The sequence below is a fragment of the Acinetobacter rathckeae genome, from assembly GCF_015627125.1.
Lineage (GTDB): Bacteria > Pseudomonadota > Gammaproteobacteria > Pseudomonadales > Moraxellaceae > Acinetobacter > Acinetobacter rathckeae.
In genome coordinates this window covers 128,990-155,760 of sequence record NZ_VTDO01000002.1, presented here as the reverse complement: position 1 = coordinate 155,760, position 26,771 = coordinate 128,990, and the positions used below count along the sequence as shown (strand labels likewise).

26 protein-coding genes and 1 tRNA gene are annotated in these 26,771 nt (G+C 39.2%); 16 read left to right on the top strand and 11 right to left on the bottom strand.

What is annotated here, in order from left to right; genetic code table 11:
* Positions 1 to 18 precede the first annotated feature (18 nt).
* On the top strand, positions 19 to 1,299 hold the full coding sequence (locus tag I2F31_RS04220; RefSeq protein WP_195768283.1) for an aspartate kinase: 1,281 nt from the start codon (positions 19 to 21) through the stop codon (positions 1,297 to 1,299).
* A 236-nt stretch (positions 1,300 to 1,535) separates the two neighbouring features.
* Positions 1,536 to 1,778 carry a carbon storage regulator CsrA gene (gene csrA, locus I2F31_RS04215; RefSeq protein ID WP_195768282.1) on the top strand — a complete coding sequence of 81 codons (243 nt, stop codon included), beginning with the start codon at positions 1,536 to 1,538 and terminating at the stop codon, positions 1,776 to 1,778.
* A gap of 70 nt (positions 1,779 to 1,848) precedes the next feature.
* Here the strand turns inward: csrA and rnhB are convergent, their stop codons facing one another.
* Positions 1,849 to 2,418 carry a ribonuclease HII gene (gene rnhB / locus I2F31_RS04210; protein ID WP_195768540.1) on the bottom strand — a complete coding sequence of 190 codons (570 nt, stop codon included), beginning with the start codon at positions 2,416 to 2,418 and terminating at the stop codon, positions 1,849 to 1,851.
* On the bottom strand, positions 2,415 to 2,804 hold the full coding sequence (locus I2F31_RS04205; RefSeq protein ID WP_195773558.1) for a hypothetical protein: 390 nt from the start codon (positions 2,802 to 2,804) through the stop codon (positions 2,415 to 2,417). The genes rnhB and I2F31_RS04205 overlap by 4 nt, the downstream gene beginning before the upstream one ends.
* A gap of 206 nt (positions 2,805 to 3,010) precedes the next feature.
* Between I2F31_RS04205 and I2F31_RS04200 the strand changes: the two genes are divergently transcribed.
* Positions 3,011 to 3,559: a cytochrome b gene (locus I2F31_RS04200; RefSeq protein WP_195773497.1), complete on the top strand. Its 549-nt coding sequence runs from the start codon at positions 3,011 to 3,013 to the stop codon at positions 3,557 to 3,559.
* A gap of 68 nt (positions 3,560 to 3,627) precedes the next feature.
* Here I2F31_RS04200 and I2F31_RS04195 read toward each other — a convergent pair whose 3' ends face one another.
* The 5 genes from I2F31_RS04195 to glyA form a co-directional block, all read right to left on the bottom strand.
* The gene (locus I2F31_RS04195) at positions 3,628 to 4,632 is read right to left on the bottom strand and encodes an adenosine deaminase (RefSeq protein WP_195768280.1); all 1,005 of its coding nucleotides are present in this window, start codon (positions 4,630 to 4,632) and stop codon (positions 3,628 to 3,630) included.
* A gap of 65 nt (positions 4,633 to 4,697) precedes the next feature.
* Positions 4,698 to 6,020, bottom strand: a complete 1,323-nt coding sequence (locus I2F31_RS04190) for an NCS2 family permease (protein WP_195768279.1) — start codon at positions 6,018 to 6,020, stop codon at positions 4,698 to 4,700.
* 349 nt (positions 6,021 to 6,369) lie between these two features.
* On the bottom strand, positions 6,370 to 7,200 hold the full coding sequence (gene prmC, locus I2F31_RS04185; protein ID WP_195773496.1) for a peptide chain release factor N(5)-glutamine methyltransferase: 831 nt from the start codon (positions 7,198 to 7,200) through the stop codon (positions 6,370 to 6,372).
* A gap of 4 nt (positions 7,201 to 7,204) precedes the next feature.
* Positions 7,205 to 8,293 (bottom strand): peptide chain release factor 1, encoded by a 1,089-nt coding sequence (gene prfA, locus I2F31_RS04180; protein ID WP_195768277.1) that lies wholly within the window; start codon positions 8,291 to 8,293, stop codon positions 7,205 to 7,207.
* 238 nt (positions 8,294 to 8,531) lie between these two features.
* On the bottom strand, positions 8,532 to 9,782 hold the full coding sequence (gene glyA / locus I2F31_RS04175; protein ID WP_195768276.1) for a serine hydroxymethyltransferase: 1,251 nt from the start codon (positions 9,780 to 9,782) through the stop codon (positions 8,532 to 8,534).
* Between the two features lie 218 nt (positions 9,783 to 10,000).
* Here glyA and I2F31_RS04170 point away from each other — a divergent pair, with 218 nt between their 5' ends.
* From I2F31_RS04170 to I2F31_RS04130, 9 genes are all read left to right on the top strand, one after another.
* Positions 10,001 to 10,690 (top strand): putative quorum-sensing-regulated virulence factor, encoded by a 690-nt coding sequence (locus I2F31_RS04170; protein WP_195768275.1) that lies wholly within the window; start codon positions 10,001 to 10,003, stop codon positions 10,688 to 10,690.
* Between the two features lie 485 nt (positions 10,691 to 11,175).
* A tRNA-Arg gene (locus I2F31_RS04165) sits at positions 11,176 to 11,251 on the top strand.
* 180 nt (positions 11,252 to 11,431) lie between these two features.
* The gene (locus I2F31_RS04160) at positions 11,432 to 12,367 is read left to right on the top strand and encodes an ABC transporter ATP-binding protein (protein WP_195768274.1); all 936 of its coding nucleotides are present in this window, start codon (positions 11,432 to 11,434) and stop codon (positions 12,365 to 12,367) included.
* Complete coding sequence (locus tag I2F31_RS04155) at positions 12,364 to 13,137, top strand: ABC transporter permease (RefSeq protein ID WP_195768273.1); 774 nt, start codon at positions 12,364 to 12,366, stop codon at positions 13,135 to 13,137. The genes I2F31_RS04160 and I2F31_RS04155 overlap by 4 nt, the downstream gene beginning before the upstream one ends.
* Positions 13,134 to 13,952 (top strand): NADPH-dependent 7-cyano-7-deazaguanine reductase QueF, encoded by an 819-nt coding sequence (queF, locus tag I2F31_RS04150; protein ID WP_195768272.1) that lies wholly within the window; start codon positions 13,134 to 13,136, stop codon positions 13,950 to 13,952. Before I2F31_RS04155 ends, queF begins: the two co-directional genes overlap by 4 nt.
* 111 nt (positions 13,953 to 14,063) lie before the next feature.
* The gene (locus I2F31_RS04145; protein ID WP_195768271.1) at positions 14,064 to 14,714 is read left to right on the top strand and encodes a hypothetical protein; all 651 of its coding nucleotides are present in this window, start codon (positions 14,064 to 14,066) and stop codon (positions 14,712 to 14,714) included.
* A gap of 102 nt (positions 14,715 to 14,816) precedes the next feature.
* Positions 14,817 to 15,968: a rod shape-determining protein RodA gene (gene rodA, locus I2F31_RS04140; RefSeq protein WP_195773495.1), complete on the top strand. Its 1,152-nt coding sequence runs from the start codon at positions 14,817 to 14,819 to the stop codon at positions 15,966 to 15,968.
* A gap of 14 nt (positions 15,969 to 15,982) precedes the next feature.
* On the top strand, positions 15,983 to 16,984 hold the full coding sequence (gene mltB, locus I2F31_RS04135) for a lytic murein transglycosylase B (RefSeq protein ID WP_195768269.1): 1,002 nt from the start codon (positions 15,983 to 15,985) through the stop codon (positions 16,982 to 16,984).
* A gap of 228 nt (positions 16,985 to 17,212) precedes the next feature.
* Positions 17,213 to 17,824, top strand: coding sequence for a septal ring lytic transglycosylase RlpA family protein (locus I2F31_RS04130; protein ID WP_195768268.1), 612 nt, complete (start codon positions 17,213 to 17,215; stop codon positions 17,822 to 17,824).
* 136 nt (positions 17,825 to 17,960) lie between these two features.
* Here I2F31_RS04130 and tsf read toward each other — a convergent pair whose 3' ends face one another.
* Positions 17,961 to 18,836, bottom strand: coding sequence for a translation elongation factor Ts (gene tsf / locus I2F31_RS04125; RefSeq protein ID WP_195768267.1), 876 nt, complete (start codon positions 18,834 to 18,836; stop codon positions 17,961 to 17,963).
* Between the two features lie 139 nt (positions 18,837 to 18,975).
* Positions 18,976 to 19,731, bottom strand: a complete 756-nt coding sequence (gene rpsB, locus I2F31_RS04120; protein WP_195768266.1) for a 30S ribosomal protein S2 — start codon at positions 19,729 to 19,731, stop codon at positions 18,976 to 18,978.
* A gap of 218 nt (positions 19,732 to 19,949) precedes the next feature.
* Here rpsB and map point away from each other — a divergent pair, with 218 nt between their 5' ends.
* Positions 19,950 to 20,777 (top strand): type I methionyl aminopeptidase, encoded by an 828-nt coding sequence (gene map, locus I2F31_RS04115; RefSeq protein ID WP_195768265.1) that lies wholly within the window; start codon positions 19,950 to 19,952, stop codon positions 20,775 to 20,777.
* A gap of 55 nt (positions 20,778 to 20,832) precedes the next feature.
* Here the strand turns inward: map and I2F31_RS04110 are convergent, their stop codons facing one another.
* Complete coding sequence (locus I2F31_RS04110) at positions 20,833 to 21,426, bottom strand: nitroreductase family protein (RefSeq protein ID WP_195768264.1); 594 nt, start codon at positions 21,424 to 21,426, stop codon at positions 20,833 to 20,835.
* A gap of 291 nt (positions 21,427 to 21,717) precedes the next feature.
* Here I2F31_RS04110 and I2F31_RS04105 point away from each other — a divergent pair, with 291 nt between their 5' ends.
* The 3 genes from I2F31_RS04105 to oxyR all read left to right on the top strand — a co-directional run bounded on the left by I2F31_RS04105 (position 21,718) and on the right by oxyR (position 23,875).
* On the top strand, positions 21,718 to 21,882 hold the full coding sequence (locus I2F31_RS04105; RefSeq protein ID WP_195768263.1) for a rubredoxin: 165 nt from the start codon (positions 21,718 to 21,720) through the stop codon (positions 21,880 to 21,882).
* A 130-nt stretch (positions 21,883 to 22,012) separates the two neighbouring features.
* Positions 22,013 to 22,954 carry an alpha/beta fold hydrolase gene (locus I2F31_RS04100; RefSeq protein ID WP_195768262.1) on the top strand — a complete coding sequence of 314 codons (942 nt, stop codon included), beginning with the start codon at positions 22,013 to 22,015 and terminating at the stop codon, positions 22,952 to 22,954.
* A gap of 15 nt (positions 22,955 to 22,969) precedes the next feature.
* The gene (gene oxyR / locus I2F31_RS04095; protein WP_195768261.1) at positions 22,970 to 23,875 is read left to right on the top strand and encodes a LysR family transcriptional regulator OxyR; all 906 of its coding nucleotides are present in this window, start codon (positions 22,970 to 22,972) and stop codon (positions 23,873 to 23,875) included.
* 47 nt (positions 23,876 to 23,922) lie between these two features.
* On the opposite strand, the gene gyrA is transcribed toward oxyR, so the two are convergent.
* Positions 23,923 to 26,613, bottom strand: a complete 2,691-nt coding sequence (gyrA, locus tag I2F31_RS04090) for a DNA gyrase subunit A (protein ID WP_195773494.1) — start codon at positions 26,611 to 26,613, stop codon at positions 23,923 to 23,925.
* Positions 26,614 to 26,771: the final 158 nt, after the last annotated feature.

The window sequence follows — 26,771 nt, the reverse complement described above, 5'->3', positions numbered from 1 at the left end:
GGCTTATATGGAATAACTATGGCATTAATCGTTCAAAAATACGGTGGAACTTCAATGGGTACACCCGAGCGCATTTTAAATGTTGCTCGCCGTGTAAAGCGTTGGCACGATCACGGTCACAAAGTTGTGATCGTTGTATCTGCAATGAGTGGTGAAACAAACCGCTTACTTGCACTCGCTAAAGCCATTACCACAACACCAGAACCACGCGAGCTTGATCAAATGGTTTCTACAGGTGAGCAAGTGACGATTTCCATGTTGGCAATGGCACTCAACTCTATTGGTGTAGATGCAAAATCTTACACAGGACGTCAAGTCGCCATTAAAACCGACAGTGCACATACCAAAGCACGTATTGAGTCGATTGACACTCACCTCATGACCCAAGACCTTGAGCAAGGTAAAGTCATTGTGGTGGCAGGCTTTCAAGGCGTTGATGCATTGGGTAACACCACAACTTTAGGACGTGGTGGCTCAGACACAACAGGTGTTGCACTCGCTGCTGCACTAAAAGCAGATGAATGCCAAATTTATACCGATGTAGACGGTGTATACACTACCGATCCACGTGTTGTGCCAAAAGCGAAAAAGGTTGACCGTATCTCATTTGAAGAAATGCTAGAAATGGCATCGCTTGGCTCTAAAGTACTACAAATTCGCTCTGTTGAATTTGCAGGAAAATACCAAGTACCATTACGTGTATTATCTAGCTTTGATAATGACAATGACGGTGCTTTTGATGAAGACTTTAAACAAAATGTGGGTACACTTATTACTACTGAGGCAGAGGACAATATGGAACAGCCAATCATTTCAGGTATTGCATTTAACCGTGATGAAGCAAAATTAACAATTTTAGGTGTTCCTGACGAACCTGGTATCGCTTCAAAAATCTTATCGCCAATTAGCGCAGCCAACATTGAAGTCGATATGATTGTGCAAAATATTGAAGAAGATGGGACAACAGATTTCACCTTTACTGTAAATCGTAGCGATTATGCCAAAGCAAAAAGCATTTTAGATGAAATCGCTCAAAACATTAAAGCACGTGAAGTTGCTGGCCGTGAAGATATTGTCAAAGTATCTATCGTTGGTGTCGGTATGCGTTCACATGCAGGTGTTGCAAGCAAAATGTTTACAGCGCTTGCGGAAGAAGCGATTAATATTTTGATGATTTCAACCTCTGAAATTAAAGTCTCTGTACTCATTGAAGAAAACTATCTAGAACTTGCAGTGCGTTGCTTACATACTGCATTTGGTTTAGATCGTGAACATGGCGAAAGTAGTGCTCGTGCTTAGCCAGTAATTTAATAATCTGACACCAAGCATCGGATTATTCATATTTTTTTCAGGGCCACTCTATTTTATATAAAGTGGCTCTGTTATATTAAGTTTAATATTTTTGAAAATAAGAGTGCGTACATTCATGTAGGCCTTTTTTATTCAACTCTTTTTTTCAAAGTTGTGGTTAAATTTTTGCATATGCTTTATAGGTAAAAAAAACTGCAGGTTTAGTACTAGGCAAGGAGATAAACATGCTGATTCTGACCAGACGTGTCGGAGAAACGTTAATGATTGGGGATCAAGTCAGTGTTACTGTGCTTGGTGTGAAAGGAAACCAAGTACGTATTGGGGTAAATGCACCCAAAGAAGTCTCTGTTCATCGTGAAGAGATTTATCAACGCATTCAACATGAGCGTGCTATGCACGAGCATCTACAACAAATTGATCAGGCTTATCAACCTTCTTTTTATGATGAATTAAATCAAGAGAAATAAAACCTGATCTACTCCAATTATGGTGAATACCCAAGAAAGCTCTCCCCTTGGGTTTATCTCTCAAAATAAATTAAATGGCTTGAACACGTTTTTTTATCGGCCCATAACTCAACCTATGCTCTGCTAAAATACCATATTGCTCTATGGCTAAAAGATGTGCTTTGGTTGGATAACCTTTATGCTTTGCAAATCCATACATGGGATAACTTTTATCTAAAGCCACCATCTGATGATCTCTATACACTTTTGCTAAAATACTGGCCGCACTAATTTCTGCATGTAATGCATCACCACCAATCACTGCCTCACAATCCAATGCCAAACCTTTAATTTGTTGGTTGCCATCAACCAATACTTTATTTGGCACCATAGACAAAGACTCTACCGCTCGACGCATGGCCAAAAAAGTGGCTTGTAAAATATTCAGCTCATCTATTTCCTCATGAGTTGCTTCTGCAATAGACCATGCCAATGCTTTTTCTTGTATTTCTACAAAGAGTTGCTCACGTTTTTTTTCACTGAGTTTTTTCGAATCATTTAGACCTTGAATAGGTCTTTCTGGATCTAAAATGACTGCTGCTGCCACAACCGAACCAATTAAAGGCCCTCTACCCGCTTCATCTACACCTGCAATCATCATTTCTTTAAACTTTCCGCAATACATGCATGCACAGTGTTATTAATGGCTTTTGTTGCAATACTGGTACGTGCTGCAGGGTCAAATGCCACTGTTGCAAGATCAACCACTGTCACACTATCCATCGCCTTATCACTCACACAACCACAGACCTGACTTTGTGCATTTTGCTGTTGTTGACTTGTCATGACTTGACTGGCTACCTTCCAAGCCGCAGTATTGTTTAGCTCAGTCGTACATTTCGCATTAATTGCAATTTTTAAGGCTGTCATCCCTATTTGTTGTGCTGTATTTTGTGTTGTATTGGTTTGTCCTGGAGTTGCTGTCCCATCTACGGCACAAGCAGACAAAGCAAAAACAAGAGGAATCAGTGGTAGTATTTTTTTCATCATTATGCAGATCTCCTAGTATTTAAGAGTGCTATTTTGACGTATTTCATAAAAATAAAACATAGATACTCACATATTTGGCCTGTATTTTAACCAAAATCTATCGTTGCCCATTTCAGTACACAGCGTTGCAAATTTATATATTGTGATCTACCTACTCTATTTATATGGTTATAGTGCTTATCCTATAATTAAGAGCGTTTGAAATGTCAGCCAGACCGCAATATTACACACGTACGGCACAACTTCTACATTGGCTTATGGCCTTCATTTTTATTACAGCATGGTTTATTGGTTTTTATAGTGGTAACTTTCTAAGTTATGCCACAGATGGTAGCTTTAAAACAACCATGATTACTGCACATAAAAATATAGCAACGCCTATTTTATTTCTTATCGTCATTCGAATATTTTGGCGATACACTCACCCCACACCATCACTGCCACAAAGCATGTCTAAACCTATGAAGTCCATTGCACATGTCATACATTGGGTGCTTTATCTTATTTTAGTTATGTTACCCATCACGGGCTGTTTATTTAGCTGGTCAGCAGGGTACCCTGCACCTGTGCTTTATCTATTTAACCTACCTACTTTAATCGAACCCAATAAGCACCTCATGGCAATTATCAAGCCAATTCATATTTATTTATCTTGGTTTGCTGGTTTACTCATTGTAGGGCATATTTTAGCAGCACTAAAACATCATTTTATTGATAAAGACAATGTACTCAAAAGCATGATTTCTAAATAAGACCGTATATCATTTAATGACTAGGCATAAATAAAAAATGCCTAGTCATTTTCAATTATATTTAAGATTTATACACTTTGTGAATGAATTAAATCAATCCAATATTTCTTCTGTGCTTCTGGTAAAAATGATGCCTCAAAAGAGTTGATTGCAAGTGCTTTTAAATCCTCAGTAGTCAGGTCTAAAGCTTTGGTAATTGCAATAAAGTTATCATTCATATATCCGCCAAAATATGCTGGATCATCAGAATTCACTGTCACACATACACCCTTTTCAAGTAAGCGTTTAATGTTATGTTGCTTCATGTCATCGACAACACACAGTTTTAAATTACTTAAAGGGCACACAGTTAATGGCATACGTTCTTTAATCAAACGCTCTAGCAAAGCCTCATCTTCTTCTGAGCGTACACCGTGGTCAATACGATTTACTTTTAATAAATCTAAAGCTTCCCATACATAAGATGCAGGGCCTTCTTCACCAGCATGGGCAACAATTAAAAAGCCTTCTTCACGTGCTTTGGCAAAAACACGTTCAAATTTTGATGGTGGGTGCCCCATTTCACTTGAGTCTAAACCAATACCTGCAATGTGCTGTTTAAATGGCAACGCTTGCTCAAGTGTTTTGAATGCATCTTCTTCACTTAAATGGCGTAAGAAACATAAAATCAGTTGTGATGAAATCTGTAACTTTTGCTCAGCATCTTGGCAAGCACGTAATATACCATTTAGAACTGTTTCAAAAGCAATGCCTCGTGCGGTATGCGTTTGTGGATCAAAGAAAATTTCGGTATGTACCACATAATCTACTTTACATTTTTCAAAGTAAGCCCATGTGAGGTCATAAAAATCTTGTTCGTAAATCAGTGCATTTGCACCTGCATAATAAATATCTAAAAAAGATTGTAAATTATGAAAATTATATGCCTGCTTAACTTCATCTACACTTTTAAACGGAATATCTACTGCATTACGTTGTGCAATTTCGAACATGAGTTCTGGCTCAAACGTTCCTTCAATATGCACATGCAGTTCAGTTTTAGGAAGTTTTTGAATTAGGTCGAGTGGGTTCATTTGATACCTCATCATAAAAAAGGGTGTAAATAATTACACCCCAAAACAATCAACTAAATGCGAGTTTAGCCACCGTAAATTGCAAATTTCAAGATCCATAAACCTGCAATGACCCATGCCATCCAATGCACACTACTTGCCTTGCCTGTAATGAGTTTCACCACCGCATAGCTAATAAAACCGAATGCAATACCATCAGCAATCGAGTAAGCAAATGGCATAAATACAATGGTTAAAAATGCCGGGACTGCTTCTGTAATGTCATCCCATTCAATTTTGGTAATGCCTTGGATCATCAGTACTGCAACAAACAATAATGCAGGAGCTGTTGCGAAACCTGGTACAGACTGTGCCAATGGGAAGAAGAATAAACAGATTAAAAATAATATTGCAACGACAACTGCTGTTAAACCTGTACGACCACCAGCAGCAACACCAGATGCAGATTCAATATATGGTGTGGTCGATGATGTACCTGCGGCTGCACCTGCAACAATTGCGACAGAGTCAGCAAGTAATACTTTTTTTAGACGTGGAATCTTGCCATCATCTTTAATAATACCTGCACGGTGTGCAACACCAACTAAAGTACCTGTAGAGTCAAATAAGTCAACCAAGAAAAATACAAATACAACACCAATTAAAGTTGCACTAAATAGGCTAGAAAAGTCCATTTGTAAAAGCGTTGGTTCAATTGAAGGTGGTGCACCAACAATTCCTTTAAACTCATTCAAACCCATAAAGGTTGCAATAATTGTAATAATTAAAATACTAATAATAATTGCACCACGTACACGATAGTAATGCAAAGCAACCGTAATAAATAAGCCTAAAATTGCTAATAGTGCTTTAGGGTCTTTAATATTCCCTAACCCTACCATTGTTGCAGGGTTTGCCACAATAATGCCAGCATTTTTTAGTGCAACTAATGCTAAAAATAACCCAATACCACCACCAATCGCAAATTTAAGAGATAATGGAATGGCATTAATAATAATTTCACGCACACGTACAAGACTAATGACAATAAAAATCACACCTGACATAAATACAGCGGCCAAAGCAGTTTGCCATGGAATGTGCATGCCTAAACAGACAGAATAAGCAAAGTAAGCATTTAGCCCCATACCAGGTGCTAAGGCGATTGGATAGTTCGCCAATAAACCCATAACCAAACAACCCGTTGCTGCTGCAATACATGTTGCAACAAACACTGCACCATGGTCCATACCTGTTGCAGAAAGAATAAGAGGGTTAACAATAATAATGTAGCACATGGTTAAAAACGTTGTGAAACCCGCAACTGCTTCTGTTTTTACAGAAGTATTGTTTTCATTGAGTTTAAAAAGACGTTCTAGTAGACCAGAAGAGGGTTGAGGAGTCGCCATAAATAGCACCTGTTAAATTTCATTTTCCATTGCCTAATAGCATGCATATGTATTAGAACAAAAGATAAGAGTGTATATTTGTATCACCCATAAGCACAGCCTCACCACCATTACGGCATAGTCAATGCAAACGAGTGAAATCATCACATAACTGAATTCATATACAGCGAAGTACACAATGAAAAAGTTGTTTGATACAGCTTTTTTATGACGAAATGCCTTGTGCCCCTTCAGCGGCAAATGTATTGCCCCGCAATTATAGCATAAGTCCTTAACTGAGTAATACGCCACAATAGATTAAGAAATCAATATATAGTCAAATAATATCAGACACTTAAATATAATTAAATTATATATTTACGCCAACCTTGTACTGGGCAAATGTCACTCTGTCATTGCCTGAATAATCTTTTATTGTTTGAATCTGACTAAATTTTGCTTCATTAAATAATGCTTGTACGGCTTGTTTTTGGTCAAATCCATGCTCTATGGCTAGCCATCCCTGAGCTTTGAGCCGTTCAGTTGCCCCTTGTATAATTTCCACAATATCTGCTAGACCATTGTCCGCACTCGCAAGTGCTCTTAAAGGCTCACTTTGCAAGTCCTCCAGATGCAAGTCATTCGGTGCAATATAGGGTGGATTAGATACAATTAAATCAAAATGACTTTGAGGTAGGTTGTCATACCAATGGCTTTTGAAAAACTGCACCTGTGGCAAATGATGCTTTTGTGCATTATCACGCGCAACCTCTAAAGTCGGTGCATAAATATCTGTTGCCCAAACAGCCCAATTTGGCTTTTCACTGGCCAGTGCCAATGCAATTGCCCCCGTGCCCGTGCCCAAATCAAGTACAGAGGCCTGTCTCGGTAAATCTAATGCCAATACCTGTTCCACCAAAACTTCGGTATCTGGTCGAGGGACTAATGTATCTGGTGTCACTTTTAAGTCAAGCGTCCAAAATGGCTGTGACCCCAAAATATACGCCAAAGGTTCATTCTTTTCTAAACGAGCAAGACCATCTAAATATGCTGTGCGTTGCTCGTCGGTTAAGGGTTGAGACAGACGCAATTTTAATGACAAGCCATCTATTTCTAAAAGATGTGCCAACAACCAGATTGCTTCTTGGCGTTCATAGCTGTCTACTTCACCACGTAAGTTTAGTGCATCAACCACTTGCATGACATTAGCCACCATTTTGTTGTGCAATCATGGCCAACTGATCGGCCTGATATTCACGATGTAAGCTATCGAGCAATTCAGTTAAGTCACCTTCAACAATCGCATCTAATTTATACAATGTCAGGTTAATACGGTGATCTGTCATACGACCTTGCGGATAATTATAAGTACGAATACGTTCTGAACGATCACCGGATCCAACCAAGTCACGGCGCATTTCTGAAGTCGCATTTTCTTGCTCTTGGCGTTTTGCATTTTCTAAACGCGATGCAAGCAATGCCAAAGCTTTGGCTTTATTTTTATGTTGTGAACGTTCTTCTTGACACTCAACCACCACACCAGATGGGATATGAGTAATACGTACCGCAGAGTCAGTTTTGTTAATATGCTGACCACCTGCACCCGATGCTCTATAGGTATCTATACGTAAATCAGATGGGTTAATCTCTACCGTAGTGTCTATATCAACTTCAGGTAAAATCGCCACTGTACAGGCAGATGTATGTACACGCCCTTGTGATTCTGTTGCAGGAACACGTTGTACACGGTGTGCACCACTTTCAAATTTTAAGCGGCCATACACCCCTTCACCATTAATACGGCAAATAATTTCTTTATAGCCACCGTGTTCACCTTCATTTTCCGACAAGATTTCAATACGCCAGCCTTGTGTTTCCGCAAATTTACTGTACATGCGAAATAGATCGCCAGAAAAAATTGCAGCCTCGTCACCACCAGTACCTGCTCGTACTTCAAGGTAGGCCGAATTGGCATCATTTGGATCTTTTGGAATCATCAAAATATTGAGTTGCTCTTCAAGTGTTTTGAGCAAGTTTTGATTTTCACGAATTTCATCAAGAGCCATTTCTTTAAAATCTGGGTCAGTCAACATGTCTTCAGCAGTAGAAATGTCGCTTTCAGCTTGGCAATATTTTTGCCAAAACTCAGTGAGCTCAGTTAAATCATTATGTTCACGTGACAATTTGCGAAAACGCTTGTTATCTGAAATGACTTCCACATCTGCAAGCAGTGCTGTCAGTTCTTCGTGGCGATCTGCCAATTGCTCTAAACGTAACCGTAATGACTGTTTCATTTTTTCACTATTCTCAAATAAAAATACCCAAATAACACGTAATTATGTCAGTAGGTGAAATACAATGCGGCATAGTCTAACCATGATTGCAAAAAAATCCTAGAATTATCAAAATAACCCTCGTCATTTTTTGTGTCATATTTATAAAACATAGACCACTAAAGTAAAAAACCGAGCTAATTTTATTAACTCGGTTGAATAACACAACAATGATTTAAAAAACCATCATTGCATAAAATTATGCATATACTGGGAATTTAGCACATACAGTCGCAACTTTGTCTTTCACAGTCGCAATCACAGCTTCGTCACCTTTGCTGTCTAATACATCAGCAATCCAGTGTGCTAAATCAGATACTTCTGCTTCACCAAAACCACGTGTAGTCACTGCTGGCGTACCAATACGAATACCTGAAGTCACAAATGGTGAGCGTGGGTCATTTGGTACAGAGTTTTTATTCACTGTAATATGTGCAGCACCTAACCATGCATCTGCTTCTTTACCTGTTACATCTTGTTTAATCAAAGACAATAGGAACAAGTGATTGTCGGTACCACCAGAAACAATTTCATAACCACGTTCAATTAGTACTTTCGCCATCGCTTGAGCATTTTTAACCACTTGCTGCTGGTAGGTTTTAAACTCAGGTGTCATTGCTTCTTTAAAGCATACGGCTTTACCCGCGATCGCATGCATTAACGGGCCACCTTGGTTACCCGGGAACACTGCTGACTGTAGCTTCTTCTCGACTTCTTCATTTGCTTTTGCTAAAATCAGACCTGAACGAGGGCCACGCAATGTTTTATGCGTTGTTGTTGTTGTTACATCTGCAATTTGTACTGGGTTCGGATACACACCCGCAGCCACAAGACCTGCCACATGTGCCATATCTACAAACAAGTATGCACCGACTTTATCTGCAATATCACGGAAACGCTGCCAATCTACCACACGGCTATATGCAGAAAAACCTGCAACAATCATACGTGGCTTATGTTCTACTGCTAAACGTTCTACTTCTTCGTAATCAATTTCGCCTGTTTCAGGGTTTAAACCATATTGCACGGCGTTATACGTTTTACCTGAAAAGTTCACTTTTGAACCATGTGTTAAGTGACCACCATGTGCAAGACTCATCCCAAGCACTGTGTCACCTGCACTGAGTAAAGCCAAATAAACAGCCGCATTTGCTTGCGAGCCTGCATGTGGCTGTACGTTTGCATAGTCTGCACCAAATAATGCTTTTGCACGGTCAATCGCCAACTGCTCGATCACATCAACATTTTCACAACCGCCGTAGTAACGCTTACCAGGATAGCCTTCTGCATATTTATTAGTGAGTTTACTGCCTTGAGCTTCCATAACGGCAGGTGAACAATAGTTTTCAGATGCAATTAACTCGATGTGAGCTTCTTGACGTGCATCTTCAGCAGTGATTTGTTTTGCTAATTCTGGATCAAACTCAGAGATAGAAATGTTGGCAAACATTTTAGAGGTCCTATTTATTAGGGCTTTTAAGCCGTGCTAAAACTAGTGGTTATTGTAACATGAAGTTGAAATATTTTTGGTATGAAGTTTATGCAAGATTCAATAAAAACACACTCTCCTTAGACATAGCTTGTTCTTGTACAGGTCAAAACATCCTGATTGTGACTAAGCCTACAAAATGTTAAAGTCATCTTTTCGTTTAATATGTTTACACCACTATGCAAAGTATTATTTTAGATACAGAAACCCATACCCTAAATGGTTTACCTATCGAAATTGCATACGCACCTATTTGCTTAGAACACGGTAAATTAAGCCTCTTTAAAGAACAGATTTTTGACCAACTGTATAGTATTGGTGAGCCAATCTCTTTTGCATCTATGGCCGTACACCATATTTTAGAATCAGATATTGCAGATCAACCCCACTATACAACGTTTAGTTTGCCATCATCAGTCGAATATATTATTGGGCATAATATTGACTATGATATACAAGCAATTGCCCGTTGTGGTGTAGACACCTCAAAACTCAAACCCATTTGTACTTTAGCCTTGGCAAGACAAGTATGGCCAGACGCGGAAGCACACAATATTTCAGCCCTCATTTACCAAATTAGCCAAGGCAGTTTAAGAGCAAGAGAACTACTCAAAGGTGCTCATCGTGCAGATGCTGATATTATTTTAACGGCCAATATTTTAATGCATATTATTGCACTTACAGGGGTACAAAATATGCAAGAGCTTTATTTAGCCTCTGAAGAAGCACGTATTCCTAAAAAATTAGCGTTTGGTAAACACAAAGGCACACTCATTCAAGATTTACCCGTAGACTATGTACAATGGTTACTTAAACAAAATGAGTTAGACCCTTATTTAAAACAAGCTTTAGAAAAAGCCATATTTTAAACAAAAAGCCATGTACATACATGGCTTTTTAATATTCGTACAACGAAACAATATAGATCAAATCACGTGGTAGTTTCACCCTCCCGATCACAAACAGAAGAGCAACTGCGGTTATTAAACAAAGAAATAATAATGAAAGAAAATTGAATCAAAATACACCTAACAATACACAATCCAAACTAACGAAGTAGCTTTACCCGCTCAGTCATTCAACAATAAAAATAAGGACAGACTAAAATAGTCAAATAACACGTAACCAATCAAGTGTAAAAATGCCACATTAATTTAGTCAAAAAAGTGCCAGAATAATGCAACAAAATGGCAAAGCCAGTGCATCATCAACAAAACTAACCAATAGCAACATAAATCTAGATCAGCTAAAAAATCTAAACCCCCCTGTCAATTCGATTAAATGCTGTACGTTAGGCGTAATTTATGAGATCAATGCTTTACCTAAATGTTTTTTTTGATATGATGTCGGCCATGCGCCTATAGCTTAACTGGATAGAGTACAGGTTTCCGAAGCCTGTGGAGTGGGTTCGAGTCCCGCTGGGCGTACCAACACATACAATAAAATCAATAATTTAAGTATACTTTGGCATAATCCATGTCAATGCTCTTCATTTTTTTAATGAGTTCACAAGATTTTTACGGTAACTCAGCAAGACTTTACTTTATACACTGTTGGTTTATTTTATATAATATCCACACCATCACCTATGATTTAGCTGTGAGACATTTATGACTTCTGCCTTGGTACTTCAAGAACTCTCAAAAACATATAAAAATGGGTTCCAAGCACTTAAAAACATCAACTTAACTGTACCCGAAGGCGAATTTTATGCACTTTTAGGCCCAAATGGTGCAGGAAAATCGACCACCATTGGCATTATTAGTTCGCTGACTAAAAAAACCTCAGGGCAAGTTCATATTTTTGGTCATAACCTAGAAACACACCCTTCAGATGCCAAACAATGCCTCGGCGTTGTACCGCAAGAGTTCAACTTTGGTCACTTTGAGAAAACCTTTGACATTTTAGTCACTCAAGCAGGCTATTACGGTATTCCTAAAAAAGTGGCTGAACAACGTGCTGAGCACTATTTAGAAAAACTTGGGCTCTGGTCAAAAAGAAATGTTCAAGCACGTATGCTTTCAGGTGGTATGAAACGGCGTTTAATGATTGCCCGTGCCATGATGCATGAGCCAAAGTTACTCATTTTAGATGAACCTACTGCGGGTGTAGACATTGAGATAAGACGCTCTATGTGGAGCTTCTTACAAGAGATGAATGAGCGAGGCACCGCCATTATTTTGACTACACACTATTTAGAAGAAGCTGAAATGCTGTGTCGCCGTATTGCAATTATAGATCACGGTGTGATTAAAGAAGACACCAGCATGAAAGACTTTCTAGGGCAACTCAATGAAGAATCTTTTATTTTTGACTTAGAGCAAGAAATAGAGCCCATTCAAGTCCAACTTATTGGCATCGAGTTTAATCTTATCGATCCTTTCACCCTTGAAGTGACCATGAACAAAGCACACTCACTCAATGAAATTTTTCAGCTTTTTACCACTCTCAATATTAAAGTACGCAGTATGCGTAATAAAACCAATCGCTTAGAAGAAATCTTTGTCAAAATGGTAGAAAAAAATCTACAAGAGGCAACATCATGAACTTTTCACAACTCCGTGTTGCACTGTGGACACTCGTCTATAAAGAAGTCAGACGCTTTATGCGGATTTGGCCACAAACACTGCTCCCACCAGCCATTACCATGAGCTTGTACTTTGTCATTTTTGGCAACTTGGTTGGCTCACGTATTGGTGAAATGGCAGGCTTTAGCTACATGCAATTTATTGTACCTGGCTTAATCATGATGTCTGTGATTACTAACAGCTATTCTAATGTCTGCTCAAGTTTTTTTAGTGCTAAATTTCAACACAGTATTGAAGAACTGATTACCAGCCCAACACCTATGTATCTTGTGCTGTGGGGCTATGTCATCGGTGGCATATGCCGTGGTGTATGTGTAGGCTTGATCGTCACCATTGTCAGCTTATTTTTTACCCATCTTGGCATTTATAATATTTTTGTGACCATTTATACCGTCATCATTACTAGCCTATTGTTTTCATTGGCAGGTTTTATTAATGCATTCTATGCAAAATCATTTGATGATATTTCAATTGTACCGACATTCATTTTAACACCACTGACTTATTTGGGTGGTGTGTTCTACTCAATGAGTAGCTTAAGCCCATTTTGGCAAAACTTATCGCTCATCAATCCAATTGTTTATATGGTCAATGCTTTTCGTTTTGGCATTTTAGGCCACAGCGATGTAAATGTAATGATATCACTAATTGCAATGACTATATTCTCTGCCGTATTTTATGCCATTGCTTACTACTTACTCTCTAGAGGTTCAGGAATACGTGAATGAGTGTTGAAAAATCATTACTCGGTAAAGACACCGATTACCCAACGCAATATCAACCGAATATATTGTTTCCAATTACACGTGCACCAACACGCCAAAACTATCAAGATATTCCATATATCGAACATGGTACGGATTGGTGGCATGTATTTGAACTGTCTTGGTTAAACACACACAATGTGCCACAGGTTGCCATTGGGCGTTTGAGTATTCCTGCAACATCAGCATGCTTAATTGAATCAAAATCATTAAAGCTGTACTTTAATAGTTTAAATTTCACAATGTTTAGCTCACAGGCTCAACTCATTGAAACAGTACAGCAAGACCTGTCTACAGCAGCTCAAGCACCTATCGTACTAGAACTGATTGATGTGAATGGCTTAACTGTCAGCCAACCCACTGGCCAATGTATTGACCATTTAACACCATCTAAACATTCCAAACACCCAGATGCATCTTTACTTCGTCTGGATACAAATGAAAGCCATATTGTGGAAGAACAATTACACTGCAACTTATTACGCAGTAATTGTCCTGTCACAGGTCAACCTGATTGGGGCACCCTGTTTATTCGCTATGAAGGCAAAAAAATAGATCATGCATCATTATTGGCCTATATTATTTCATTTAGAGAACATAACGGCTTTCATGAGCAGTGCGTTGAACAAATTTTTGCAGAAATTTGGCAAACCTTACAACCTAAACAGCTGATGGTCTATGCCGCCTATACACGCCGTGGCGGACTAGACATTAACCCTTGCCGTAGCTCTAACCCTCAATGGCTACCTAACGTACCATTACGTTTAGCAAGACAATAATGATATAAAAATAAAGGTGGAGCTCAGATTCCGCCTTTATTTTTACAACCTGCTATAAAGCAACTACAACACACGATATAATAAAGCAACCAATATCAATGAGATATTCACATGGCATACTTTGGGTTTATTCCATCAGAGCAACTTTTACAACAAACACAACAATTTATCTCTAAAAAAAATAATGTTGACTTACATACACTTAGAAATGAAGTTGCGTTAACCATTAATCAAGAAATTATTGACACACTGGTTTCACAGGTGATTGTAAACTTCCCCGACAGCGAGAAAAAACAAACTGCGGCCAAACTTGCACAGTTTATTCAATCAAGTGTTGCTGTACTACTGAAACAATTGCTCGGAAAAGCCAATACCACGAGCTTGCAACAGTCTATTGCCTTTTCAAAGCAAAGTCTTTTTAAAACCTCAAATCATGACTATAGAATTGGTCATGAATTACCCAAAGACATTGTCATCAATTTAAAACAACATTTCGCAGCGTTAAAACTGGGAAAAAAAGTAAATATGCAAGTCTTAACGGCTGACTACAAACTATTTGCAGATGAAGTCATTCGCCATTTTATGCATCAATTTTACAAAACATTAGATTTAGGCATGATTAAACGAAAAACAGCAGATATTGGCTGTATTACTACCACTAAAGCAGTACATGTTGCCATCGATAAAATCATTCCAAAGCTAAATAAAGATGAGTTAAAAGTACTTGCCACCCAACATGATATGCTCTTTTTTACGCACTAAATAAATACTAAGACACCCTGCATAACAATACGTTTACTCACACATCTCTGCGGTTTATTGTGATAGCATTTGTCTTGCAAATTATTGTAGATTGTACTCGTTATGCCGCCATCATCTCCAAACACGCAATATAAATTTTTACGCCAATCGCCTCGTGATGGGTTAAGTACAGCCATGAAGCCCTCAGCTTGGCAACGGATTCATATCGACCCATGGCTATTTTCCTTTTTACTCATGAATGCATGCCTTGGCTTATTTGTACTCTATAGTGCATCCGCTCAAGATGTTGGACTTGTCACCAAACAAGCCATGAGTTTTGGCATTGGCTTTGTGGTCATGATCATCATTGCACAAATTCCTCCTAAAGTCTTCCAAGCCTTTTCTCCGTACCTCTATGTCTGTGCAGTACTTTGTTTGGCCGCAGTAAAAGTCTTTGGTGAGATTCGGATGGGTGCACAGCGTTGGTTAGATATCCCTGGAGTTGGTAGTGTTCAACCCAGTGAGTTTATGAAAATTGGCATGCCCATGATGGCCGCTTGGTTCTTAACACGCTATCCTCTACCACCTAGCTTTAAAAATGTATGCGTGACCTTAGTACTCATTTTTGTACCTTTTATTCTAATTGCAGAACAACCCGACTTAGGCACCTCACTACTAGTCCTTGGCAGTGGTATTTTTGTACTGTTTCTAAGTGGCTTATCTTGGAAATTAATTGCTGCTGCATGTGGAGCAGCAGGCATTATCATTCCAATTGCATGGGAGTTTTTACTACACGATTACCAACGACAACGTGTAATGACCCTACTAAACCCTGAAGCTGATGCATTGGGCACAGGCTGGAATATTATTCAATCAAAAACCGCCATTGGTTCAGGTGGATTTTCAGGAAAAGGCTTTTTAAATGGTACACAATCACACCTTCACTTCTTACCTGAAGGTCATACAGATTTTGTGATTGCCGCCTACTCTGAAGAGTTTGGACTAATTGGTGTATGTATTCTCATCACCCTGTATTTTGCAATTATTTGCCGTACTTTCCAAATAGGTATACAGTCTTTTCATAATTATGGTCGCTTGGTGGCGAGTGCCTATGGTTTAGCATTTTTTGTATATGTGTTCGTTAATGCAGGAATGGTCAGCGGTATTTTACCCGTTGTAGGTGTACCACTTCCCTTTATGAGCTATGGGGGTACCGCCATTATTACACTCATGACAACCTTTGGTATAGTTATGTCTATACACACACATCGTTAATTGGATCACAGATCATGATGTTTATTTTTTTAAAAGAATGGGGTCAACGCCTCGCATTGCTTACAACAGCGTTATTCATGAGTAGCGTAAGCTCTGCCAATGATTTTTTAAATGATCCGAGTTACAACGATTTTAAATACCAAACCATGCAAAAGTATGGACTGAGTAATGAGCAAATTGATCAGGCCATGTTCACTGCTCAAAATCGTCCGAATATTCTAAAAATCATGGAAAAACCTGGTGAAAGTAAGCCATGGTATCAATACCAAAGTATGTTTTTAGTAGATAGTACTATCGGGCGTGGTGTTCGTTTTAAAAACCAATATGCAGATGCTTTAAATCGTGCAGAACAGCAGTTTGGTGTACCCAAAGCCATTATTCTAGGCATACTTGGTGTTGAAACAGGGTTTGGACAAAACAAAGGAAATATTATTACTCGAGATGCCCTGGCAACCTTGGCTTTTGGCTATCCTCGCCGTAGTGAATACTTTAAAGATGAATTAGCAGCACTGATTGCATGGAGCTATAAAGAAGGCTACCCAACGGACAGTATTGTCGGGTCATACGCAGGGGCAATTGGTTTTCCTCAATTTATGCCAAGTAATATTTCAAAATATGGTGTTGACTATGATGGTAGTGGCCACATAGACCTACGAAACTCAGCACCAGACGCTATAGCTTCTATTGCAAACTATTTGGCGCAACACGGCTGGCACCCCAACCAACCAATCGCCGTTGCAGCACAATACACGGGCAACACACCTGATGCAGTAGTGAGCACAGATTTAAATCTACCTGTACCATATGGTGCATTACAACAGCAAGGGGTTAGCGTGCTTAATCAAAGCATAGACCCATTAGAATTAGTATCTCTCATTCAACTACAAGGTGAAACAGGGCCAATTTACTACATTACATTTCCTAACTTTAAAGCGATTACTACCTATAACCGCAGTCGTATGTATGCAACAGCCGTATGGCAGCTAGGTACTGCTGTTGATTCAAGAACACAATAGGTTTTACCATTTGTTACAATATCGATCATAAAACAACCTAAAAAATCACAAAGATTAGCGTTTTTGTAACCCGATCAAGCCATTTCCTAGACATAACAAGGTCGTGGCTAATATCATTACCCCACATTAATGATATTCACCCTTGCCCTGTACTTCAGGTGCGTTTTTATTCTAGCTCGTTGTCTTAGACGTCACATGAATAAAATAGAGGTCTAGGAGACTCAATACATGCATTCCCCGTTAAAGCTTTTTGTGGCCGTAAGTTTAGGTTTATCACTAACCCAAATTACACATGCAGATTTAGTACAAGCTCCAACCTCTTCAGACAACAACGATGTACCTAGCTTAGCAGCAAAAGTACTCAACCGTGATAACTACAATAATCAAAACCTACCGTCACTTGAAAGTCTCTCTATTTCACAACGCTCTAATGACGCTGTACGTCGCCAAACACTAAATTCCAAAGTGGAAGTCCCTCAGGATGAACCTTCTGTTATTGACCGCTTAAATAGCGTAGCATCAAACACAGTAAGACGTTTTACTCAAACAGGTGTTGCATCTTGGTATGGTCGTCAGTTTCATGGTAGAAAAACAGCCAGTGGTGATACATTCGACATGAATGCTCTCACTGCTGCACATCGTAGCTTACCTTTGAACTGTTATATCCGCGTAACCAATAAAGACAATGGCAAAAGCGTTGTTGTTAAAGTCAACGACCGTGGCCCATTCCATGGTAACCGTGTCTTAGATTTATCTTATGGCGCGGCAAAAAGATTAGGCATTACCAACTCGGGTACAGCTAAAGTCAGTATCGAGCGTGTTGAGAGCCCAAACTCTTAAATAGAAAATATCATTAATGAAAAGCCACTATGTTTAGTGGCTTTTTATGTTTTAGCATATCTAGATATCTTTTATAAAATCATAAAAAAGCCCTAACATGATGTTAGGGCTTTTTTAGCAATACATCTAAATAGACTTATTTAGCGCCAGCTTGAGCAGCAGCAACTTCTTCAGCGAAGCTCATTTCTGCTTTTTTCTCAATGCCTTCGCCTACTTCAAAGCGAACAAATTCAGCAACAGTTGTACCTGTTGATTTTAGAATTTCTGCAACTTTTTTGTCATTGTCAATAACGTACATTTGACGCTCAAGAACAACTTCATTTAAGTATTTTTCTACAGAACCTGTTACCATTTTTTCAACGATGTTTGCAGGCTTACCAGATTCAATTGCTTTTGCTTCAGCAATTTCTTTTTCTTTTGCAACAAGCTCAGCAGGAACAGCTTCTGCATTTACCGCAACTGGGTTAAATGCAGCAATGTGCATTGCCAAACCTTTACCAGTGTCTGCATCACCTGTGTAAGATACAACAACACCAATTTTTAAACCGTGTTTGTAAACAGCAAGGTTTTCACCTTCAACAATTTTTGCACGACGGATTTGGATGTTTTCACCAATTTTTTGAACAAGTGCAATACGTGCTTCTTCAACAGTTTGCGAATCATCAAACTGAAGTGTAGCCACTTGAGCAACATCAACAGTACCTGTTGCTAAAATGATTTCTGCAACTTTCTTAGAGAAGCCCGCAAAGTTTTCATCTTTTGCAACAAAGTCAGTTTGACAGTTTACTTCTAACAATACAGCTTTGTTACCGTCTTGAGCAATCGTAATTGCGCCGTCTGCAGCAATGTTACCTGCTTTTTTAGCAGCTTTTGCTTGACCAGATTTACGTAGGTTGTCAATTGCAACTTCGACATCACCATTCGCTTCTGTTAAAGCTTTTTTACATTCCATCATCGCTAGGCCAGTACGGTCACGTAGCTCTTTTACCATGCTTGCAGTAATTGCAGTCATGTTATTCTCCTAATTTAAGGTAGAAAATAAATCTGTGAAGAAAAACGGCCCAAAAAAGATATGGGCCGTTTGCTTTTCTTGACGCTCAGTTTGCCATCCTTAGATGTTACAAAAATGACACGCTTACGTCATTTATGCATTAAGCCTCAGAAGTTGCTTCTTTTGCAGCTTCGTCACTTTTTGCTTGAGCATTTGCTTGAGTTTGTGCGTATTCTTTACCAGCAATAATCGCATTCGCCATTGCAGAAGCATAAAGTGTTACAGCACGGATCGCATCGTCGTTACCAGGAATGATGTAATCAACATTGTCTGGATTAGAGTTTGTATCTACGATACCAATTACAGGAATACCAAGGTTTTTAGCTTCTTTAATTGCAATCGCTTCGTGATCAACGTCAATGATGAATAAAGCATCAGGCAAACCGCCCATGTTCTTTACACCACCTAAAGAACGCTCAAGTTTTTCCATCTCACGTGTACGCTCTAATGCTTCACGCTTAGTCAGCTTAGCAAAAGTACCGTCTTGAGATTGAGTTTGAAGATCTTTCAAACGATTGATTGATTGGCGAAGTGTTTTCCAGTTCGTCAACATACCACCTAACCAACGGTGATCTACATACGGTTGGCCCGCACGTTGTGCTTGTTCACGAATGATATTAGACGCTGCACGCTTAGTACCTACGAACAATACTTTGTTCTTTTTGCTTGCAAGCTGGTTTACAAAATTTAATGCATCGTTTAACGCAGGAACAGTGTGCTCCAAGTTAATGATGTGAATTTTGTTACGCGCACCAAAGATGTAGTCACGCATTTTTGGATTCCAAAAACGTGTTTGGTGACCGAAGTGAGCGCCTGCTTGAAGAAGGTCGCGCATGCTTACGTTGTAATCTGCCATTTTAATACCTTAAAAGTTTGGGTTAGGCCTCCATATATCCTCATTCTCCACCTTGTAAAAGGCACCCAGAGTAATGTGTCGATATATGTGCGGATTTATTTAGAACACGTTTTAAACAGCAGTTTCGCAAAACAAAATTTATTCACGAAAGCATTTGATAAAACGGGTGCGTATTTATACCATAGTCAGATACAAATTAGCAAAAGTTTTTAAAGATCATGAATAGTACTTATCAAGCACCAAGCCACCTTATCAAAACGCCCGAAGAAATTGAAAAAATGCGTGTTGCTGGACGCCTCGCAGCAGAAGTTCTAGAAATGATTAAGCCACACATTCAACCTGGCGTAAGTACTTTAGAAATTGATACCATTTGCCACGACTATATTGTTAATGTTCAACAAGCTGTTCCTGCCTGCTTAGGTTATGGTGCAGCACCTGGCCGTGCCGCATTCCAACACTCAACATGTACTTCTGTAAACCATGTCGTTTGTCACGGTATTCCATCAGAAAACAAAATTTTAAAACATGGCGACATTTTAAATATTGATGTGACTGTGATTAAAGACGGTTACCACGGCGATACCAATATGATGTATGTCGTTGGTGGAGAAACATCTATTTTAGCCAATCGCCTATGTAAAGTTGCACAAGAGTCTTTGTATCGTGGTATTGAAGTTGTAAAACCGGGGGCTTACGTCGGTGATATCGGTGCTGTAATTCAAAAGTATGTTGAATCTGAGCGTTTTAGTGTCGTACGTGAGTATTGTGGCCATGGCATTGGCGCAACGTTCCATGATGAACCACAAATTCTACATTATGGACAAAAAAACACTGGCATGCGTTTAGAAGCTGGGATGACTTTCACCATTGAACCTATGGTCAATGCAGGTGTTTGGCAAACCAAAACACTAGGCGACAAGTGGACGGTTGTGACAAAAGATCATAAATTATCGGCACAATACGAACATACACTGCTCGTAACAGACACTGGGGTGGAAATTTTAACCCCTCGACCAGATGAAGACCTATCTCGCTTTATGCAATAAAACACAACAAAGGGGTGTTTTAAACACCCCTTTATTTAAATCATTACAATATAAATTAAGCAAATACTTTAAAGCGACCTTCATCTGCAACAAAGTCTTTCTCTTTTGCTTCGCCTTCAATTGAACCAAAGACCAACTGTGCGCGTAACTTCCATGATGCAGGCACATCAAACACTTGTGCAACTTCTTCATCTGCTACGGGATTATAATGTTGTAACGATGCACCTACTTTTTGTTCTGACAAAGCAGTCCAAACAGCAAATTGTGCAATTGCAGTCGAGTGCTCAGACCATATTGGAAAGTTTTCCGCATACAATGCAAACTGTTCTTGTAAACCTTTCACTACATCTTGGTCTTCATAAAATAAAACTGTCCCTTTGCCTGCAGCAAAGCTATCCATACGCTGTTCAGTCGATGCAAACTTATCTTCAGGAACCATTTTACGTAAAGTTTCTTTAACAATTTCCCAAAACTTCACATGTGATGCATCAAATAACACCACTGCACGAGATGATTGTGAGTTAAATGCAGATGGGCTTAGACGGATTGCTTTTTTAATTAACACTTCTAGTTCGGCATTAGATAACTCGGTGGTATTGCCAAGGGCATAAATACTACGACGTGTTTCGATTTCTTGAATAAATGACATGGTACATCGCTCCGTAATAGATATCGTTTTATGATAAAAGCTAACTAGCAAAATAGTTTTACCATAACAGTATAAGTAAAACTAGCCAGATAAATATATGTTATTTTCTCAACAGATCATTTCATTATTGCAACGATCCTATCTAGATATATAATTCGGTTCAAGCAGTGTTATAATGTCATTTAAGTCGATTGTTTTATCTCAATTAAAACATGAGAAAATTAACCCTTTACGACTTTATAACCATCACTTTGAAACCTATAAGAATCTCATTTGTTATTCGAGGCTTTTATGAAAACATATCAATGCATTGTATGCGATTTTATTTACAATGAAGCAGAAGGCTGGCCAGAAGATGGAATTGCCGCAGGCACAAGATGGCAAGATGTTCCAGAAGACTGGACCTGCCCTGACTGCGGTATGACAAAGTCATCTTTTGAAATGGTTGAAATCTGATACAGCACTGCGTAGTTTTTGATTTATTTTATACATTGAACATTTATCATACCCTCAACGCTTGTACTTAAAGCCGATTTGATGTTTAGATGTACCATAGACGATATAAGTTGCGTGACTAAATAAAACAATGACCAATACAACATATCATTTACGCCCCTCGCCTTACGCTCCAATTTTTCAAGAAACATCTGTACGGCTCAATAACGGCTTAAATATACATGTAGAAGTTGCAGGAAACCCTACACACCCATGTGTTGTACTCATTATGGGCTTAGGTTGCCAAATGATTCATTGGCCACTTAAATTCTGTGAATATTTGGTAGAACAAGGTTTTTACGTAATACGCTTTGATAATCGAGATATTGGCTTATCATCAAAAACCACCTCTGCGGTCGCTTCTAAAAAGCTATTTCCTGCCATGCTAAGATTTAAACTTGGCCTAAAAAATACAGCGCTAAGCTACACACTAGTAGATATGGCTGAAGATACAGCAGCCCTATTAGCTCACCTCGGTATTAAAAAATATGCAGTACTTGGTGCATCTATGGGAGGGATGATTGCACAAATTTTAGCGGCAAAACACCCACAACATGTCGAAAAAATTGGCTTATTATTTACCAGTAATAACCAAGCCTTTTTACCAGCACCACACCCCAAACAACTTAAAGTCTTTTTTAGTCGTGCTAAATCCGCAAAAAAAGTAGATGTCGTTGCACACAATGTAAAAGTGAATGCTATTATTGGCTCACCCCATTGCGTAAATAAAAAACAGGTACAAGCAGTTTCAGAGCTTGCATATGACCGTTGTTACATGCCTAGTGGCACACTACAGCAATTATTCGCTATACTATGCACAGGGTCCCTACGAAAGTGGGATAAAAAAATTACTCAACCAACTCTTGTAGTTCATGGCGACTGTGACAAACTTCTTCCTGCAAAGCATGGAAAAGCCGTTGCTACTGCAATAAAAGGCGCAAAGTTTAAACTCATCTCAGGTATGGGGCATGATATTCCAGATGAATATATTGCACACTTGGGCACTTTGTTTACACAACATTTTAAATCTTAAAAGTACTATTATATTATGGCCGCACTACCCTCACTCAGACAGCTTTCTTACTTAGTGACTCTGTCCGAAACACTGCACTTTACCGAGGCAGCTCGTAGATCTTTCGTGACCCAATCCACTTTATCTGGTGGGATTATGGAACTTGAAAGATTACTCAGCGGTGTTCTCGTTGAGCGCGACAGACAAAATGTCCGCTTAACACCACTTGGTGAGCAGGTAGTTGCTCGAGCACGTGTACTATTAGCCGATGCACAAGATTTAATGCGTTTAAGCCGTGAAATGAGCGAACCACTCACAGGTGATCTTCATCTGGGGATTATTCCAACCATTGCACCTTTTATCTTAACGCAGCTCTTAGAAGAAGTTCACAAGCAACTACCAAAAATTCAACTTCACTTACATGAAGCACAAACTGAAAAAGTGGTTGAAAAATTAGAACATGGTAGCTTAGACATGATTATTTTGGCGCTGCCATTTGATATTCGTGGTCTAAAAGTGGCTGAAATTTTTGAAGAAGAGTTAGTCCTAACATACAATAAAGCAGATCAACAATGTGCTGAAGCAAGTAGCTTAGATGATTTAGACACTGCTCGCCTTATGCTGTTAGAGGAAGGCCATTGTTTACGTGATCACGTGCTCAGTGCCTGCCCTATTGGTGATCGCAAGAGTGACAATCGAATTAAAGCAAGCTCTTTACCTACCTTAGTTGAAATGGTGTCTTCTAACCTCGGTTATACGTTATTACCTGAAATTTCTTTACATAAACAGGTTTTACAATATAACCGTGAGCTTGAAACCAAACGTATTAAAAATGCACCAACACGCACCATCTCTTTAGTGACACGTAAAAGTACCCCTTTACTCAAAGAGTTTGAAGTACTGAGTGAGATTCTAAAAAAAATCACTCAAACCACCACATAAACCAAATAAAAAAGGAAGCCTAAGCTTCCTTTTTTATTATTCAGTATTTAGTTTTCATTAGGTGTGACTTGTTCATTTTGAACAGCTTCATCCTCTAGCTCTAAATCAGCATCATCTTCAACAACAGCTTCTACCGAAACAACTTTCACTAAAGTTTCATCTGTTAAGCGAATCAGACGCACACCTTGAGCATTACGTCCTGTTGTTGCAACTTCGGATGCACGAGTACGAACCATTGTGCCAGCATTTGAAATAAGTAACATTTCTTTGCTTTCATCAATCGCGACCGCACCCACAAGCTCACCATTACGCTCACTTGTTTTAATGGCAATAATACCTTTACCACCACGTTTTTTGGTTGGGAAGTCGTCCACCGATGTACGTTTACCATAACCATTTTCACATGCACATAACACTTCGCCATGCTCAGGTACAACCACTAAAGAAACAATACGACTCACAATATTTAGAGCCACATCATTGTCTTCAGTCTGTTCTTCTTGCTCAAGTTCAGCTTCTTCTAAGTCTGTCGCACCAGACGATGCAAAACTAACTCGCATACCTCTTACACCACGTGCTGTACGACCCATTGCACGCACATCTGTTTCAGCAAAACGAATGGCTTTACCTTCATTAGAGAACAGCATAATTTGTTTTTGGCCATCGGTAATCGACACACCAATCAACGTATCTTCTTCATTTAACTCAATAGCACGTAAGCCGTTTGAACGAACATTACTAAATTGAGATAACTCAACACGTTTTACTGTACCTGAAGCTGTTGCCATAAAGACATAATGGTCTTCTGGGAAATCTTTCACAGGAAGAATTGCGGTAATTGTTTCATCTTGCTCTAATGGCAACAAGTTAATCATTGGTCGGCCTTTTGCACCACGTGACGCTTGTGGTACTTCATAGGCTTTTAAACGATACACTTTACCCACATTGGTAAAACACAATACCGTTGCATGGTTTGATGCCACAATCAGGTGTTGAATAATATCATCACTCTTCATAGAGGTTGCAGACTTACCACGACCACCACGGCGTTGTGCTTGGTAATCAGACAATGGTTGGGTTTTTGCATAACCTGTTTGTGAAACAGTCAGTACAATTTGCTCTTCAGGAATCAAGTCTTCACGGCTAAAGTCAATACGTGATTCAACAATATCGGTACGACGACCATCACCATATTGGTTTAATACTTGTGCAAGTTCATCTCGAATAACAGCCATGAGCAAATTAAAGTCATTGAGTATTGCAGTAAGTTCAGCAATTTGACTTAAAATGTCACTATATTCAGCATGTAGTTTATCTTGCTCTAGACCTGTTAAACGGTGCAGTCTTAACTCTAAAATTGCATTTACTTGCACAGGTGACAAGCGATACACCTGATCTGACAAACCAAATGGGCGTGCCAAATCTTCGCCTTCAATCACTTCAGGACGTACAGATACAGAACCCGCTTTTTCAAGCAATGCAATCACACCACCGCCAGACCATTCACTGTCAAGCAAACGCTTACGTGCTTCGCTTGGGTTCGGTGAAGTCTTAATGGTTTCAATCACTGCATCAATATTGGCTAAAGCAACGGTTAAACCTTCTAAAATATGCCCACGCTCACGTGCTTTACGCAACTCAAACATGGTACGACGCGTCACAACTTCTTGGCGATGACGAATAAATGCCGCAATAATATCTTTTAAGTTCATTAGTTTAGGCTGGCCATTGTCTAGGCAAACCATATTAATGCTAAATGAGTTTTCAAGCTGTGTATTTAAAAACAGGTTATTCACGATGACTTCAGCATTTTCACCACGCTTTAAGTCAATCGCAATACGCATACCCTCTTTATCAGATTCATCACGTAATTCAGAAATACCTTCAAGTTTTTTCTCTTTGACCAGCTCTGCAATACGTTCGATCACACGGGCTTTATTCACTTGGTACGGAATTTCGGTAAACACGATGGTGGTACGATTGGTTTTTGCATCTTCTTCAAAATGGTATTTACCACGAATATGCAAGCGCCCCTTACCTGTGCGGTAAGCATCTACAATACCAGACTTACCATAAATAATACCGCCTGTTGGAAAATCAGGCCCACTAATATGTTCCATCAAACCTTCAATAGAAATATTAGGGTTATCTGCATAGGCTAAGCATGCATGTACCACTTCGGTCATGTTATGCGGTGCCATATTTGTTGCCATACCTACAGCAATACCCGCTGTACCATTAATCAACAAATTGGGAATACGTGTAGGTAAAACTTGTGGAATACGCTCAGAACCGTCGTAGTTGTCTTCCCAATCTACGGTATCTTTTTCTAGATCTGCCAACAATTCATGGGCTAAACGTGTCATACGCACTTCGGTATAACGCATTGCTGCTGCACTATCGCCATCAATCGAACCAAAGTTCCCCTGACCATCAACCAATTGGTAACGTAAGCTAAAATCTTGCGCCATACGTACAATGGTTTCATAGACCGCAGAGTCACCATGTGGGTGGTATTTACCAATCACATCGCCCACAACACGAGCAGATTTTTTATAGGCTTTATTATAGTCATTGCCTAGTTCGTGCATTGCGAACAATACACGGCGGTGAACGGGTTTCAGGCCATCTCTCACATCAGGCAATGCACGAGAAACGATGACACTCATCGCATAGTCTAAATATGAATGCTTGAGTTCGTCCTCAATGGCAATCGGTCTTATTTCCGATACGCTCATGCATACTCCTTATTCTTTTGATTAGCCAATTTTACTAATCTTAGACACAATATATAGAATAAATTAGTTGAAAAAAATCAAACTAAAATGAGATAAAAATAACGTTTTATTATATCACATTTTGCTTATGACGCATGTTCTAGATGTTAAACGACTGC

Coding starts and splice junctions, on each gene's coding strand:
- I2F31_RS04220 (WP_195768283.1), top strand. CDS start 19: ATGGCATTAATCGTTCAAAAATACGGTGGAACTTCAATGGGTACACCC.
- csrA (WP_195768282.1), top strand. CDS start 1,536: ATGCTGATTCTGACCAGACGTGTCGGAGAAACGTTAATGATTGGGGAT.
- rnhB (WP_195768540.1), bottom strand. CDS start 2,418: ATGATGATTGCAGGTGTAGATGAAGCGGGTAGAGGGCCTTTAATTGGT.
- I2F31_RS04205 (WP_195773558.1), bottom strand. CDS start 2,804: ATGAAAAAAATACTACCACTGATTCCTCTTGTTTTTGCTTTGTCTGCT.
- I2F31_RS04200 (WP_195773497.1), top strand. CDS start 3,011: ATGTCAGCCAGACCGCAATATTACACACGTACGGCACAACTTCTACAT.
- I2F31_RS04195 (WP_195768280.1), bottom strand. CDS start 4,632: ATGAACCCACTCGACCTAATTCAAAAACTTCCTAAAACTGAACTGCAT.
- I2F31_RS04190 (WP_195768279.1), bottom strand. CDS start 6,020: ATGGCGACTCCTCAACCCTCTTCTGGTCTACTAGAACGTCTTTTTAAA.
- prmC (WP_195773496.1), bottom strand. CDS start 7,200: ATGCAAGTGGTTGATGCACTAAACTTACGTGGTGAAGTAGACAGCTAT.
- prfA (WP_195768277.1), bottom strand. CDS start 8,293: ATGAAACAGTCATTACGGTTACGTTTAGAGCAATTGGCAGATCGCCAC.
- glyA (WP_195768276.1), bottom strand. CDS start 9,782: ATGTTTGCCAACATTTCTATCTCTGAGTTTGATCCAGAATTAGCAAAA.
- I2F31_RS04170 (WP_195768275.1), top strand. CDS start 10,001: ATGCAAAGTATTATTTTAGATACAGAAACCCATACCCTAAATGGTTTA.
- I2F31_RS04160 (WP_195768274.1), top strand. CDS start 11,432: ATGACTTCTGCCTTGGTACTTCAAGAACTCTCAAAAACATATAAAAAT.
- I2F31_RS04155 (WP_195768273.1), top strand. CDS start 12,364: ATGAACTTTTCACAACTCCGTGTTGCACTGTGGACACTCGTCTATAAA.
- queF (WP_195768272.1), top strand. CDS start 13,134: ATGAGTGTTGAAAAATCATTACTCGGTAAAGACACCGATTACCCAACG.
- I2F31_RS04145 (WP_195768271.1), top strand. CDS start 14,064: ATGGCATACTTTGGGTTTATTCCATCAGAGCAACTTTTACAACAAACA.
- rodA (WP_195773495.1), top strand. CDS start 14,817: ATGCCGCCATCATCTCCAAACACGCAATATAAATTTTTACGCCAATCG.
- mltB (WP_195768269.1), top strand. CDS start 15,983: ATGATGTTTATTTTTTTAAAAGAATGGGGTCAACGCCTCGCATTGCTT.
- I2F31_RS04130 (WP_195768268.1), top strand. CDS start 17,213: ATGCATTCCCCGTTAAAGCTTTTTGTGGCCGTAAGTTTAGGTTTATCA.
- tsf (WP_195768267.1), bottom strand. CDS start 18,836: ATGACTGCAATTACTGCAAGCATGGTAAAAGAGCTACGTGACCGTACT.
- rpsB (WP_195768266.1), bottom strand. CDS start 19,731: ATGGCAGATTACAACGTAAGCATGCGCGACCTTCTTCAAGCAGGCGCT.
- map (WP_195768265.1), top strand. CDS start 19,950: ATGAATAGTACTTATCAAGCACCAAGCCACCTTATCAAAACGCCCGAA.
- I2F31_RS04110 (WP_195768264.1), bottom strand. CDS start 21,426: ATGTCATTTATTCAAGAAATCGAAACACGTCGTAGTATTTATGCCCTT.
- I2F31_RS04105 (WP_195768263.1), top strand. CDS start 21,718: ATGAAAACATATCAATGCATTGTATGCGATTTTATTTACAATGAAGCA.
- I2F31_RS04100 (WP_195768262.1), top strand. CDS start 22,013: ATGACCAATACAACATATCATTTACGCCCCTCGCCTTACGCTCCAATT.
- oxyR (WP_195768261.1), top strand. CDS start 22,970: ATGGCCGCACTACCCTCACTCAGACAGCTTTCTTACTTAGTGACTCTG.
- gyrA (WP_195773494.1), bottom strand. CDS start 26,613: ATGAGCGTATCGGAAATAAGACCGATTGCCATTGAGGACGAACTCAAG.